Genomic DNA, 14,446 nt, shown 5'->3' with positions numbered 1-14,446 from the left:
TAAACTAAGAAGCGGTATAGGCTGAGTTAACCTATGCCGCTTCTCAGTTTGAAATGAATATACTTATAAAACCTCAACCTTACATTTGTGCTTCTTATTTGTTCTGTTATAGGAGATACCTACAGCCAGAATTCTGCCGGAATATTTAGACAATTCACCAATTTTGCCCTGAAAACGCATTGCATACTTTTTATCTTTTATCTGTTGGATTGCAGCATCAGGTGTATTATCAACCTTAAGCTCCAAAATGATACAATCAGCATTTTTGTCCGTTTCTGGATAAAAGATAAAATCGACATATCCAATACCAGCCTTTTCTTCCCGTTCAATCCGATAATTATCACGTGCAGATAAATATACAAGGTTTACAATAGCCGTCAGCTCTGTTTCATGGTGGTAGGTTAGTAAGGGAGTCTCCGTATCATGTGCTAAATCCAGTATTTTTTCCATAGTTTCTGTATCACCGGCAATTGTCGCCTGAAGCATACGATCTGATTCATTTGCCAAACGGTAAACATAACCTAAAGATGGTTCCTGCTTTAGCATATCTGAAAATTTATCCATCAGTTCTTTATTGGGAATGGATACAGTTCCGTTTTGGTAACTCAGGAATCCGTAGACCACCATAGCTGAAAATATTTCTTCTTTGGTTTTCAAGTCAGTTGAAGTCGCAGTATATTCTGAGATTTTTGCCGGAACTGCCATACCCGAAACCATTAAGGTAAGATCATCACGTACAGCCCTTATATTATTTTCAATATAAAAATAAATTTCATCATATGGCCCTGAACTGGTCCAGTAATTTGAAAGTTCATTAAATCTAAGCGCCTGTACGACAGAACGTGGATTATAAACCTGCTCTCCGGATGCCGTGTGATAACCATTGTACCATTGCTGCAGCCCTGTGCGTGTAACACGCATATCATTGCAAGTATTCTGATATCGCAAATACAAATCATCCACTTCAGCCTGAGTAAAACCGAAATAGTCACTAAATGCCGGAGATTTTACCATAGTAAATTCTGTAAACATATTTAGTTCAGAACCGCTTGAATATTTTGCAATAGGAAGTATTCCTGTCATATATACAAGCAATACATAAGGACGATCCTTTAACAGACTTCTTAAGAATGACAAATATGCCATTTTTTCTTTTTCTGTGATAAAAGGCTGATGGAAAATAAAATCCCATTCATCCAATACAAAAATAAAACGTATGGAACAATCATCTGTATAGATATCAGTAAGTGCATCTACAGCAGACTGCTCCTGTGCCAGTTTGGCATCAGGAAACTCTTTTTGAAGATCCTTAATTAGTCGTTCCTCAATCCGGGCGATATATTGTTCATAAGACGTACACTGCCTGGAAATATCATTAAAGGAAATATGAATTACATTGTATTTATTTCGGTATATTTGGTAATCCGCATCCTGACTTATTTTCAGACAATCAAATATATCTGCTGCATCTTGAGCTTTTGAAAAAAAAGAGGCAATCATATTAGCCATAACCGTTTTCCCAAAACGCCGTGGACGTGTGATACAAATGTAATTTGTTCCTTCATCAACCAATGGGAATAATTGTTCCAGTATCAGTGTCTTATCAACAAAATAGGGTTTTTTAGTTTCATTTTTATATAATGTATATGCAGTGCTGCTATTCAGATAAATTCCCACGTTTTTCCTCCAAATTTTTAATAAGTAAGTTTTGTTCAGTTCCCGGTATTTATTCCCATGACTGTATAAGCCTCGACAAATATGGCTTAACTGTAAGATCCTTTATATTGATTTTAATCCACGAGGGCAACGGACAAAAACTAACATATTTTATTATAGCAGAAAGGAAGGTAAAAATGTACTGCTATGAAAAATTTTTGCCTGAACTGCAGAGGTATTTGTACTGGCTTGTGATAGCAAAAAACTGTGCAGAAACGGAAGAGTGCTCAGCGTTTCTGCACAGCTAAATGAATTTAACCTGTACTATAGTGAATTATTTATTCAGGCAATCCTGCATCAGCGCATACGCGCCCTTTTCCCGGATTGTCCTTAAATCCTCGCAGACAGCTTCCTCGAGGCCGGGCAGCGTGGTCAGATCCATTCCCCAGAAGCCGGTCTGCGTGCACACCGCATGGACAAGCTCTTCGGGACTGTCATTTTTATGGGCGTCGTAGAATTCCAGTATGGTTCTGTCGTCGCTGATCTGATATTTGCTTCCCTCAGGGCGGGTGGCGGTAAGACCGCTTTCCGTCAGTTCTTTTCCATTGTAGAAGGCAATATAGAAAGCCAGGGATGCGGTAAGGCAGGCAGGAAGCGTTCCTGTTTTCTCAATATATCCCTTCAGGGAAGGCAGGACTCTCGCTTTCCATTTGGAGGTTGAGTTCAGGGAAATGGAAAGGAGGGCGTGGTCAATGTAAGGATTTTTGAAACGTTCCGTTACAGATGCGGCGAAGTCCTCCAGTTCCTCTTTTGGCAGTGTGAGCGTGGGAATAATCTCCTGATAGATGGCCTGGTTCATAAAACCCTGAATCACTGTATCCTCCATGCAGTCGCGGACAATATCCTGTCCTGACAGATAAGCGCCGAGAACCATGGAAGTATGCGCGCCGTTCAGGATGCGTACCTTACGCTGTTTGTAGGGTTTATGATCGTCGGTTACAAGGATGGGGAGGCCTGCCTTTTCAATGGGAAGCTCATCCTTGATGGACTGAGGTCCTTCGATTACCCAAAAGCCGAATACCTCTCCGGTATCCATGGCATTGTCTTCATAACCGTTTTCCTCATTCAGTGCGGAGGCTTCGGCACGGGGGAAGCCGGTGACAATACGGTCTACCAGTGTGGAGCAGAATACATTTTCACTCTGGAGCCAATGGATGAAATCCTCACCCAGGTTCCACTGTGAAGCGTATTTCAGGACGCATTTTTCCAGCTCTTTTCCGTTGTCATCGATCAGCTCGCAGGCAAGAATAATAAAGCCTTTTCCCGGTTCATTGCCAAAGGTAAGGAATCTTTGGTACAGAAACTGGGTCAGCTTCCCGGGATAGCTTGATGCGGGGCGGTCTTCAAAACGGCAGGCGGGATCGTAAGTGATTCCCGCTTCCGTAGTGTTGCAGGAAATAAAACGCAGCTCCGGATTTTTAGCACAGTCCATGACTGCATCGAAATCAGTGTAGGAATTCAGGCAGCGGCTTACGCAGGAAATAATCCTTTTTTTATTCACCTTTTCCCCGTTTTCACAACCGCGCAGATACAGGGTGTAAAGGCCGTCCTGCTCATTGAGGGCGTTTTTCAGATCAAAAGCGCCGGGAATGGGGGCGATGGGCTGTACCAGAACCACCTTGGAATTGAAGTCTGCCTTTTCATTCATATTATCAATAAAATAATCCACGAAGGCTCTCATAAAATTGCCTTCACCGAACTGAATCACGCGTTCGGGCGCTTCCTTCAGAAGATAACCGTCATAACCGGCCTCCTGCAATGTCTGATAAGATAATTTGTCCATATTATTTTTCCTCCTATAAAGTAACGCCTTGTTTGAAAATAGCCATATCGTGGAAGCCGGCGGCTTCTGATTTTACCTGTTCTCCATTCGCTACACGGATGACGTACTGAAACAGCTTTTCTCCCAGCTCCGTAATGGAACCGCCGTTTACGAGAGTACCGCAGTCAAAATCGATCCAGTTCTTTTTCTTTTCCCCAAGCTGGGAATTGCTGGAGATTTTCACCGTAGGTACAGGGGAAGCAAAGGGAGTGCCCCTGCCTGTGGTAAAGAGTACGATCTGAGCGCCGGAGGCCGCAAGGGCGGTGGAGGCTACCAGATCATTCCCCGGTGCGCTTAGAAGGTTCAGGCCTTTCGTTTGTACCGTTTCGCCGTAGCCAAGAACGCCGCGTACCGGAGCGGAACCGGATTTCTGGGTACAGCCCAGGGATTTGTCCTCAAGTGTGGAGATGCCGCCTTTTTTGTTGCCGGGAGAGGGGTTCTCATATATGGTCTGGTTGTGGTTTTTAAAATAATTCTTAAAATCATTAATGAGATCCACGGTCTGCGCAAAAAGCTGTTCGTTTTCACAACGGTTCATGAGCAGCGTTTCCGCACCGAACATTTCGGGAACCTCGGTGAGAATAGTGGTGCCTCCCAGGGATATCAGCAAATCGGAAAAAGCGCCTACCGCAGGATTGGCGGTGATGCCGGAAAGACCGTCCGACCCTCCGCATTTCATGCCGATGACCAGCTCGCTTAGAGGAATCGGCTCCCGTCTGGCTTTTCCCGCATAAGCGGCAAGCTGCTTAATCAGTGCAAGGCCTTCGGCAATTTCATCCTCGCATTCCTGGGCAACCAGGAATTTAACCCGGTTTTCATTGTAAGGGCCTATGTATTTTTTCAGCTCTTCTATATTGCTGTTTTCACAGCCGAGGCCTAAAACGAGAACTCCTCCCGCGTTGGGATGGTTCACCAGATCTGCCAGGATGCGGCGGGTGTTTTCCTGATCCCCGCCCATCTGTGAGCAGCCGTAGGGATGGGGGAAAGCGGCAATGGCATCCAGATTATCCTGTAAGAAGCCCTGCGCCCGATCTGCAATGGCGGTGGCCACATTGTTGACGCAGCCTACGGTGGGAATAATCCAGATTTCATTACGCACACCGGCACGGCCGTCTTCGCGGCGGTATCCATAAAAAACTTCGTATTCGGAATCATGAATGCATTTGTCCTGTCCGTTTCCCATATTGGAATCTGCCCCGGGCTGATAAGTATAGGTAAGGACATCGCCCAATCCGGTTTTCAGGTTGTGGGTGTGCACCCAGCTTCCTTGTGCGATTCCCGTAATGGCAGTTCCAATGGGGGCGCCGTACTTAATGACCGCTTCGCCCGCCGATATGGGAAGAAGCGCAAATTTATGCCCCTGGGGGATGTCCTCCTTCAGGGTGAACTGCAGGTCATCCAGCCTGATGACGGTTCCGTTCGAAAGCGGCTGCAGCGCCACGGCCACACTGTCCTTGGGATGAATGCGGATAAATGTCTGCATACTGATATGTACTCCTCCTGAATTAACAATTTGTAAGAGCTTACATTTAAAGTACACCTCTTTTTACAGCCAGTCAACCCGTTTTTCACAAAAAAGCCATTCCCCACCAAAACTTTATACATTCTGCGTTATTTATTAGAAATAATTCATGGAAAAAACAGTGAAAAGAAATTGATTTTACAGCTGTCCGGCAGGATGCCAACTGCTGCGCCGTCTGCGTGAACAAGCAGCAGCGGGCAGGCAGTCAGTTGTGCAGCGTTTTTAAATGGGCGGAAGCCAACAGCTGGGAAGTGATGGAACAGTGGCTTGATTTTTATAGAAAAACAGGATATAATGAAAGAAAAAATGTAAGCATTTACATAACCGGGCGGGATTCAAAAATATCCCGTGCCTGTATGCAGACAGGAGCAAAGGAGCAATTATGAAACCTTTTATGGACAAAGACTTCTTATTAAGTACGGATACCGCACGTACCCTTTTTCATGAAATCGCGGAAAAAATGCCGGTATTGGATTATCACTGCCATATCAATCCGCAGGAAATTGCGGAGGACAGGAAATTTGAAAATATCACGCAGGTATGGCTGGGCGGCGATCATTACAAATGGCGTCAGATGCGTTCCAATGGTGTGGAGGAATACTATATTACAGGAAACGCGTCCGACAGGGAAAAATTCCAGAAATGGGCGGAGACGCTGGAGAAGGCAATCGGCAATCCCCTGTATCACTGGAGCCATCTGGAGCTGCAGCGCTTTTTCGGCTATTATGGCGTTTTAAACGGGGATACGGCACAGGAGGTATGGGATCTTTGCAATGAAAAGCTTCAGGAGGACAGCATGAGCGTCCGCAACCTTATCAGGCAGTCTGCCGTAACACTGATTTGTACCACGGATGATCCGGCGGATGATTTGAAGTGGCATAAGGCCATTGCAGAAGACAGCAGCTTTGAGGTGCAGGTCCTTCCCGCCTGGCGTCCGGATAAGGCCATGAATATTGAAAAGCCTGATTATGCCGATTACCTGGACAGACTGGGAAAGGCCGCGGGCATTGAAATCGCATCCTTTGCGGATCTGAAGACGGCTCTCCGGAAGCGCATGGATTATTTTGACAGCCTTGGCTGCCGGGCAAGTGATCACGCGCTGGAATATGTGATGTATGTCCCGGAAACGAAAGAAACGGTGGAGGCGGTTTTTGCAAAACGGCTTGCCGGAGAAAGGGTGACGAGACAGGAGGAGCTTGGCTTCAAAACTGCGTTTATGACCTTTGTTGCAGCGGAATATGCGCAGAGAGGCTGGGCGATGCAGCTCCATTACGGCTGCAAACGAGACAATAATACATCCATGTACCAGCTGCTTGGACCGGATACGGGATATGACTGCATCAATAATTACGCGCCCTCCAGCCAGATGGCGGATTTCCTGAATGCACTCAATATGGCATCCAGCCTTCCTAAAACCATTATTTACAGCCTGAATCCCAATGACGACGAAGCGATAGGCAGTATCCTGGGCTGTTTCCAGAATTCCGATGCCATCGGCAAGATCCAGCAGGGTTCCGCCTGGTGGTTTAATGACAATAAAACTGGCATGCAAAAGCAAATGACCTCGCTTGCCAACCTCGGGCTGCTGGGGAACTTCATCGGTATGCTGACCGATTCCAGAAGCTTTCTGTCCTACCCCAGACATGAATATTTCCGCAGAATCCTCTGCGATCTTATCGGCGGCTGGGTAGAAAATGGAGAATATCCTTATGATAAAAAGGCGCTGACAAAGATGATTAAGGGAATATCCTATAATAATGCAGTGAATTACTTTGGATTCAAGTTGGAAGAAAAGTAGTATTGCAGCATTGTCCTGTCATGCAGCCATTTTAAATGGTTGCATGCCGAAACAGTTCAGGTATCTGAGCTGTTTCGGATGAAAAGAAGGATAAAGCGGAATCTGTAACGGAATTTCCGAAAACAGCTTGACTGTTCCCCGGTTTGGATTTAGAATGAGATAGGAACATATGTTTGGAATTGGGCGAAAGGCCCTGTTGATCGGGGAACGCAAGGGGGATATGCATATGGCAAAGGTTTCCGTACCTGTTTCTAATGATTTCTGTCCGCAGTGCCTGTATTTTTACGGCACCTATAAGGAAAATGGAGAGCCGAATTATGGTTTTTTCTGCTAGGCTACCTACTGCTGGGACGAAGGGCTTAAATTTGTTGCCTGTATTGGGGAAAACAAGCTGACCCGCGACAGAATACGCGCGACAGGCATTTTTTCCGCATCCGTAGTGAATGAAGCGCTGCTGCCTGCAGCTGATTACTGCGGCAACCATCCGGGTTATGATTTTGATAAGTCAAAGGAAATTCCGTCTGTAAAGGGGGCGGTGCTTGATGTACCCGTTCCGGTAAGCAGCCCGTGGACGTTTGAACTGGAAGTGGACAAGACACTTCGCCTGGATGAAAGAAATGAAAGCGAGATCTATATCTGCAAAATCAGAAATGTCCTGACTGAGGAAGGGCTTACCGATGGGCGGAGCTTTGAAGAACGCCTGAAAGAAGCCGCGCCGGTAATTGCCTTGTCCACGAAGTATTTTCCTGCAAAGCCGGAGGCTTTAGGCGATTGGGGACAGTGGAAAGATAAGCATTAATGGATATGGGACGAAGAACCAGAAAAATGGAATTTAGAGCGGTTGGTGTTGGTAAAGGCTGCTTTTAAGCTGGCTCTTGAAAAAGCGATCTCTGAGATATGCAGGGATCGCTTTTTTGAAAGTGATCAACGTCGTGACGTCAGGCTTCCTGAAATATTTTAACGTCTATGGACACAAACATATTTGTACCATGAGATAAACGTTAGATTCGGTTTGTGCTTTCATTTATAGATAAGGTTTCTAATTTGTCGTTTCCCGATGAATCAGGTCAGCAGAAAACATAGTACGGGCAGGGATATCCTTGCCGTCCAGCACCTGCATCAGCAAAGATACGGCAGTGGTGCACATAAATTCCACGCGGTTGTCAACCGTGGTGATTTCAGGGGTGCTGCAGATGGAAAGAAGAGAGTTGTTATAGCCGGTCACCTGAAATTCTGCGGGAATCTTTTTTCCCTGGGATAACGCGTATTTTACCGCGCCCACGGCCAGTTCGTCATCGGCTGTTATGCATGCATCAAAGGTAAGATCTTTTTCCAGCCCTGCAAGGAATGTCATAGTATCGTGGACAGGCGCCGGGCAGGAAAATGCGCGTCTTTTTCCGTCCGATATGCCGTTCTTTTCACAGGCCTCCTGAAATCCGGCCAGTTTCCTTTTCCCGCTGTAGCTCAGGCTGCGGTAGAGATAGACAGGGGAACGGGAACCGCGCTTGATCAATGTGTCTGTCATTTCACTCACTGCCAGACTGTCATCACAGAGCACGGAATGAATGTTATCGCCTGCCAGATAACCGTTCAGAATAAAAACTGGCACCTTGCCGGCGGCCTCAAAGAGATAAGCATTATTTTTTTCAGTATCCTCCACGAAATTAGAGCCGACAAAAAACAGGGCATCCACATTGCGTGACAGCAGAAGCTGAAGATATTTTTTCTTCTCTTCCAGCTGATAGCCGGTACAGCAGAGCATGGAAGCATAGGAATGATAGCGAAGCTCCCGTTCCAGAAAATAAATAGCGGAAGCCAGGTATACATCGGAGGAATCCGCGCAGAGAATCCCTACGGTATGCATGGAATTCAGCCCCAGGCTGCGCGCAAAGGCGTTTGGCGTGTAGCTGTTTTGTTCCATGACCTTCAGAACCTTCTCCCTGGTGGCGGGGCTTACCTTGTCGCTGCCGTTTAAAACCCGGGAAACCGTTGCGATGGACACACCGGCCTGTTTGGAAATATCATAAATATTCATATCAAATTCATCCCTTTTTATTTTTACTCTTTGTCCGGCAAAGGCCGATATCTGCTGCTGATGTAAGCACATACAATTCTGATTGATGTTATTATACAGTATATATACAAACTACGCAATTGCATAAAATCAATGTACTTATTGTATGAAGACTGCATCCATTTATAATTGTTTCCTGTTAAAGAGCCAGATGGCAGTCAGCAATCCTGAGATGGATATGCCAATGGAAATCAATGCAGGTATCAGAAAATCCGATACGGCAGCCATGCCGGAAATTAAATCCACATTTTTCGTAGTCAGGATAAACGGATTGAAGCCGGCAAGAGGTTTGATAATGCCAAGTAAAGAGATAAGGGCGGCAATACCGCCTGTAAAAAGTATGCTTGTAAAGGTTTGTTTAAAAATGACACAGCCAACCATAAGAATACTTAAATAAAGAAAACCGGCTATCCAAAGGGCAAATGCTGCAAATGCAACATCAGGCAGATTTGTATTATCCCATAAGTAAGCTGTATAACCGTATGCCGCACCATAACTGACCCAATAGCAAAGGGTCATAAGAATGGCTGCGACAGTAAATTTTGCGAGAATGACAGCCTTACGTGACAGCCCTTTCGTTACCATTAAAATTAAAGTCCCTTTGGAGTATTCAGTTGACAGACAGCTTCCGTATAAAATAATAAATGCACTGAAACCAACACCGGAGATATTTTTGTAAAATTGTTTCCACGCATCCAATGCAACGGGTTCTGAATTCATTTCCATATCCGCGGCTAAAGCTGATAAAATCTCGGGTGTGAATTTTGCAAGAAATGCACTTGCTATGCCAAAAGTCAGGAAAACCGCAAACAAGATAAAAAAACGATAATTTTTTATGTTTTCCATAAATTCTTTTTTCACAAAAGCAATATATCCGTTCATTTTGTCACCTCCAAAAACAGACTTTCAAGAGACGGTTCCATAATATCCATTTTGACAGGACAAAGCCCCGTTTCGGCAAAGACCAGGAAAAGTGAGTGCTGCACCTTTTCCATATTCCGGCTGTGAATAATGATTTCCCTGTTGGTTCCCTCTGAATTGGGAAGGAGAGGTTTTACAGCTTCCTGTTCCCTGAAAATCCGCAGCTCATTATCAGTTGAAAATTCCAAAAGCAGACTGTCATGTTCGTGCAAAGCCTTAATTTCTGCAAGGGCGCCGCAGACAGCAATTTTTCCGTCATTCAAAAAAGCAGCATGGTCACAAATACGTTCCACATCGGAAAGAATATGGGTGGAAAACAAGACTGTTGTTGTACTGCTGATTTTGCAGAGAATATCTAATATTTCTTTCCTACCTGCCGGATCAAGCGCACTGGTCGGTTCGTCACAAATCAGAAGCCGGGGCTTTGTCAGCAAGGCCTGTGCAATTCCAAGACGCTGCTTCATGCCGCGGGAAAAACCGCCGATTTGTTTCGTTACGCCGTCTAAACCAACAAGGGTAAGCAGCTCCTGTCCCCGCTGCGTAATCTCAGTTTTTGATAAACCAATCACTTCCCCGCAAAGGGTAAGGTAGTTTATCGGCGTCATATAATTATAGAACTCCGGGACATCAGGCAAATATCCGATATATTGATTTGTCTTTGTCTGCCCAAAACGAACCGGTTCATTACAGACAAAGATATTGCCGCTGTCAGGCTGCAGTAAGCCAAGTACCATTTTCATAGTTGTTGTCTTCCCGGCACCATTTTTGCCAATAAAACCGAAAACACTTCCCTCCGGCACAGACATGCTGAGGCCGTCTATGATTTTTTGCTTTCCAAAACTTTTTGACAGATTTTGTATGGTTAGTACATTCATTCATTTTCCCCCTTCCCGAACATAAAATAGAAGATTGGCCCAAAAAGCAATAAGACTGTGGCAATGATAAGCCACAGGGTTTTATTGCCGAAATGATAATACGGATGCCGTAAAATATGAGCCACAGCAGCTGCTGCAAGTGCTGAATCCACAATCAGAACAGGAATAAGCAAAGGCAGAATCCTAAGTAAAGTGTCCAAAATTTAACCTCCTGTAGTTAGTGAATGGTATAATAGTATCATAATGCCAATATTATCATAATGATAATAAAAGATCAATAGAAACCGCCCTGATTTGAGGGCGGCAGTTTTAGTTATCCAATTTTTCAGCCGGAGATATGATTACGCCAATCGTCCGTAATTTACGCTCTGCATTTGGTTCATTATTTTTTACTGCACTGATAGTTTTAGAAATTTCCGTTACAAGGGCTGTCAGTTCTTCATCCGATAAATAGAGAGGGGAAAGAGAAAAACCGGTCATATCCTCCTTAATATTTATATTTGAGGACTGGCAGTACTGTTGAAATTGTCTGGCAAAGCCCATGATATACTGCATAAAATATTGCATATAAAGTTCGCCGGAGTTTTCTTCCAATATTTTTTCCATATTGGAATTGATACTCTGTGCAAGGGCATAGGTTCTTTCTACGGTGCCGCGCACCTGAGTTTCTTCAACTACCTTCAAAATTCCGTCATGCAGCATCCTTTTCAAATGGCGGTATAGGGTAGCAGGTGGGATATCGGTGTATTTATCGGACAGGTGTTTCGCGGTTGCCTGTCCCTGAGAATATATTTCAAGCAGTAATTTACATTTTACCGGATTGGTTATGCATTCCATAAGTTTATCTGTCATAATTAATTCTCCTAGTTTAAATATATGAAAATATTATCACTTTGATAGTAAAGAGTCAATCTGCAGCTGCGGTAAACAAAAAATATATGGATGAAAGGCAGTATTCGCTTCCTGCTGTTACGGACTGTATCCGCGGTCCCTGCCTGGAACGCGGCGCCGAAAAAACAGGTTGCTTTTTCCTGAAAATGCAGTTATCCTGAAAGTAAGCTATTATCATCAGATAGGAAAAATAGATGACCGTTTGTACAGGATAAAAGGACAGAGGAGGTATTGTTATGACTAATTTCAGATTTGCAGTAATGGGGGCAGGAAATATTGCAAACAAATTCTGCGATGCGGTGAACCGTATCGCAGACTGCGAGGTGGCGGCGGTTGCGAGTAAATCCATGGAACGGGCGCAGGCCTTCGCACGTAAAAACGGCCTGAAGGCGGCTTATGACAGCTATGAAAAAATGCTGATAGAAGAGAAGCCGGATTGCGTATATATTGCAGTGACCACGGATGCCCATTATGCCCTGACTATGCTCTGCCTGGAACACAAAGTCCCGGTATTGTGTGAAAAAGCAATGTTTGTAAACAGCGCCCAGGCAGAAACAGTATTTGAAAAAGCAAGACAGGAAAAAGTATTTGTCATGGAAGCCATGTGGAGTCGTTTCCTTCCTGCAATAAAGATGGCAAAACAGTGGATGGATGAAGGGAAAATCGGAACGCCGTCTTTCATAGATACGGCTATCGGTTTTCTCGCTCCTGTAGATAAGGATAACCGCTATTACAGTCCCAAACTGGGTGGAGGAGCCGCGTTTGACATAACCGTGTATGCTTATGAACTGACCACTTATATGGCGGGCCATTCCATCGAAAACATGCAGGTATCCGCAGTATGGAGCGACACAGGAGTGGATTTGTCTGATCAGGTAACAATTTGCTACCCTGGTTTGATGGCGTCTCTGCGCACAAGCTTTGCAGCAGCGCTCCATGAGAGAATGGCAATCTATGGAAGTGAAGGGAAAATAGTCATTCCCCATCCTCATTTTGCCGAGGAGGCTTTCCTTTATAATAAAGACAATGAACTTGTCATGCATTTCCAGGATACTGTGACGGAGAATGGCTTCCTTTATGAAATTGAAGAAGCCGTAAACTGCATCAGGGACGGGCGTATTGAAAGCCCGGTAGTGCCTCACAGCCTTACTCTGGACTGTGCAAGGCTGTTTGACAGGATAAACAGTACCAGGCCGTGAAAAATATTTGTAGCTGTAAAATATTATACAGAACTCAGAGAGAAAGTCCCGGTTTTCCGCCGGGGCTTTTTGTGTTAAAATAAGGTATAACGGCAGCAGTCAGGAAAGGGGTGCAGACGTATCCGTCCATCCTGCTGCCCATATACATAAAAATGCGGCTTGAGTCCGCAGAAAGCGGGGATTTTTTATGGGGAAGAGTGAAAAAGTGCTGCAGCTGTGCAGAGAAAACAGCATTCGTATGATTGATTTTAAAATGGTGGATTTGGATGGCCGATGGCGGCATATTACCATACCGTTGGAGCGCTTTGGAGACAGTATTTTTACACAGGGGATAGGGTTCGACGGTTCCAATTATGGCTATGCGCCCATCGAAAAAAGCGATATGGTTTTTATTCCCGATCCGGACAGCGCGGTGATCGATCCCTTTGCGGAAATCCCCACACTTTCCATGACAGGGGATGTGTGTGTCATAGGAACGGATGAAAACAGGCCCTTCGACCAGTATCCGAGAAACGTGGCGCTGCGGGCCGCAGAGTATATGAAACAGTCCGGCGCGGCGGATTCCATGCTGATCGGGCCGGAGTTTGAATTTTATCTTTTTGATACTGTAAACTATCAGGTATCTCCCAGAGGCGCTTCTTATGCGGTGGATACCAGGCAGGCCGAATGGAATACCGGACTTGCGGATACCGGCAACCTGGGATATGAGGTGAAGCATAAGGGCGGCTATCACATCGCCGCGCCCCAGGATATTTCCTATAATCTGAGAAGCAAAATGTGTATGCTCATGGAGGATTGGGGAATCCGTGTAAAATACCACCATCACGAGGTGGGAGGCCCCGGCCAGCTGGAAATCGAAGTGGAGCTGGGAGAAATGGTGGACATGGCTGATAAAACCATGATCACAAAATATATCGTAAAAAATGCGGCTGCCGCAGAAGGCCGGACCGCAACTTTCATGCCCAAACCTGTTTATCAGGAGGCGGGCAGCGGAATGCATGTGCACATGCTTCTGTTTAAGGACGGCAAACCGGTCTTTTATGATAAAGACGGCTATTCTTCCTTAAGCCGGGAGGCCCATTATTTTATCGGAGGCCTGCTGAAGCATGCGCCCTCCCTGTGTGCATGGACGAATCCATCCACCAATTCCTATAAGCGCCTGGTACCCGGCTTTGAAGCTCCGGTTACCATCGGCTATGCCACCTCCAACAGAAGCGCGGTTATCCGTATTCCGGCATATGCGAAAACGCCGGAGCTGAAAAGATTCGAATTAAGAAGCCCGGATGCCACCGCCAATCCCTACTATGCATATGCCGCCATTCTGATGGCAGGACTGGACGGGATGGAGAAGCAGATCGATCCGCAGGCCAATGGCTGGGGGCCTTATGACTATAATCTTTATGAGCTGTCCCCCGAGCAGCAGGCCCGTATCCGGTCACTTCCCAAATCACTGGACGAGGCGCTGGATGCGCTGGAGCAGGATTATGATTATCTGACAAAAAATGGGGTCTTCCCGGAACGGCTGATTCAGATCTGGCTGGAAAGAAAGCGGAAGGAAAGCAGGGCAATCAGCCAGGTCCCCCATCCGGCGGAATTTGGCGCTTATTATGATTTATAGTGAAACACTG

General features: G+C 45.5%; 13 protein-coding genes. 5 read left to right on the top strand and 8 right to left on the bottom strand.

Annotated features, from left to right (window positions below; genetic code table 11):
* Positions 1 to 63: 63 nt before the first annotated feature.
* From FYJ45_RS00395 to FYJ45_RS00385, 3 genes are all read right to left on the bottom strand, one after another.
* Positions 64 to 1,677 carry an AAA family ATPase gene (locus FYJ45_RS00395; RefSeq protein WP_276890847.1) on the bottom strand — a complete coding sequence of 538 codons (1,614 nt, stop codon included), beginning with the start codon at positions 1,675 to 1,677 and terminating at the stop codon, positions 64 to 66.
* A 313-nt stretch (positions 1,678 to 1,990) separates the two neighbouring features.
* Positions 1,991 to 3,499 (bottom strand): tagaturonate reductase, encoded by a 1,509-nt coding sequence (locus tag FYJ45_RS00390; protein WP_154462955.1) that lies wholly within the window; start codon positions 3,497 to 3,499, stop codon positions 1,991 to 1,993.
* A gap of 13 nt (positions 3,500 to 3,512) precedes the next feature.
* On the bottom strand, positions 3,513 to 5,021 hold the full coding sequence (locus FYJ45_RS00385; RefSeq protein WP_154462954.1) for a UxaA family hydrolase: 1,509 nt from the start codon (positions 5,019 to 5,021) through the stop codon (positions 3,513 to 3,515).
* Positions 5,022 to 5,442: 421 nt separating this feature from the next.
* On the opposite strand from FYJ45_RS00385, the gene uxaC reads away from it, so the two are divergent.
* The 3 genes from uxaC to FYJ45_RS00370 all read left to right on the top strand — a co-directional run bounded on the left by uxaC (position 5,443) and on the right by FYJ45_RS00370 (position 7,657).
* A complete protein-coding gene (gene uxaC / locus FYJ45_RS00380; protein ID WP_154462953.1) occupies positions 5,443 to 6,858 on the top strand; it encodes a glucuronate isomerase in 1,416 nt (471 codons plus the stop codon).
* Positions 6,859 to 7,027: 169 nt separating this feature from the next.
* Positions 7,028 to 7,192, top strand: a complete 165-nt coding sequence (locus FYJ45_RS00375) for a hypothetical protein (protein WP_154462952.1) — start codon at positions 7,028 to 7,030, stop codon at positions 7,190 to 7,192.
* Positions 7,193 to 7,234: 42 nt separating this feature from the next.
* Complete coding sequence (locus FYJ45_RS00370; protein ID WP_330588476.1) at positions 7,235 to 7,657, top strand: flavin reductase family protein; 423 nt, start codon at positions 7,235 to 7,237, stop codon at positions 7,655 to 7,657.
* Positions 7,658 to 7,897: 240 nt separating this feature from the next.
* Here FYJ45_RS00370 and FYJ45_RS00365 read toward each other — a convergent pair whose 3' ends face one another.
* The 5 genes from FYJ45_RS00365 to FYJ45_RS00345 all read right to left on the bottom strand — a co-directional run bounded on the left by FYJ45_RS00365 (position 7,898) and on the right by FYJ45_RS00345 (position 11,580).
* A complete protein-coding gene (locus FYJ45_RS00365; RefSeq protein WP_154462950.1) occupies positions 7,898 to 8,893 on the bottom strand; it encodes a LacI family DNA-binding transcriptional regulator in 996 nt (331 codons plus the stop codon).
* A gap of 162 nt (positions 8,894 to 9,055) precedes the next feature.
* Positions 9,056 to 9,814 (bottom strand): ABC transporter permease, encoded by a 759-nt coding sequence (locus FYJ45_RS00360; RefSeq protein WP_021636009.1) that lies wholly within the window; start codon positions 9,812 to 9,814, stop codon positions 9,056 to 9,058.
* Positions 9,811 to 10,728, bottom strand: a complete 918-nt coding sequence (locus FYJ45_RS00355; protein WP_154462949.1) for an ABC transporter ATP-binding protein — start codon at positions 10,726 to 10,728, stop codon at positions 9,811 to 9,813. Before FYJ45_RS00355 ends, FYJ45_RS00360 begins: the two co-directional genes overlap by 4 nt.
* Positions 10,725 to 10,880: a PLDc N-terminal domain-containing protein gene (locus FYJ45_RS00350; RefSeq protein ID WP_276890845.1), complete on the bottom strand. Its 156-nt coding sequence runs from the start codon at positions 10,878 to 10,880 to the stop codon at positions 10,725 to 10,727. Before FYJ45_RS00350 ends, FYJ45_RS00355 begins: the two co-directional genes overlap by 4 nt.
* Positions 10,881 to 11,037: 157 nt before the next feature.
* Positions 11,038 to 11,580, bottom strand: coding sequence for a helix-turn-helix domain-containing protein (locus FYJ45_RS00345; protein ID WP_154462948.1), 543 nt, complete (start codon positions 11,578 to 11,580; stop codon positions 11,038 to 11,040).
* A gap of 275 nt (positions 11,581 to 11,855) precedes the next feature.
* On the opposite strand from FYJ45_RS00345, the gene FYJ45_RS00340 reads away from it, so the two are divergent.
* Positions 11,856 to 12,818: a Gfo/Idh/MocA family protein gene (locus FYJ45_RS00340; RefSeq protein ID WP_154462947.1), complete on the top strand. Its 963-nt coding sequence runs from the start codon at positions 11,856 to 11,858 to the stop codon at positions 12,816 to 12,818.
* 187 nt (positions 12,819 to 13,005) lie between these two features.
* A complete protein-coding gene (glnA, locus tag FYJ45_RS00335; RefSeq protein WP_154462946.1) occupies positions 13,006 to 14,436 on the top strand; it encodes a type I glutamate--ammonia ligase in 1,431 nt (476 codons plus the stop codon).
* Positions 14,437 to 14,446 lie beyond the last annotated feature (10 nt).

Source organism: Eisenbergiella porci (assembly GCF_009696275.1).
GTDB lineage: Bacteria > Bacillota > Clostridia > Lachnospirales > Lachnospiraceae > Eisenbergiella > Eisenbergiella porci.
This window is presented reverse-complemented; position numbering and strand designations above follow the sequence as displayed.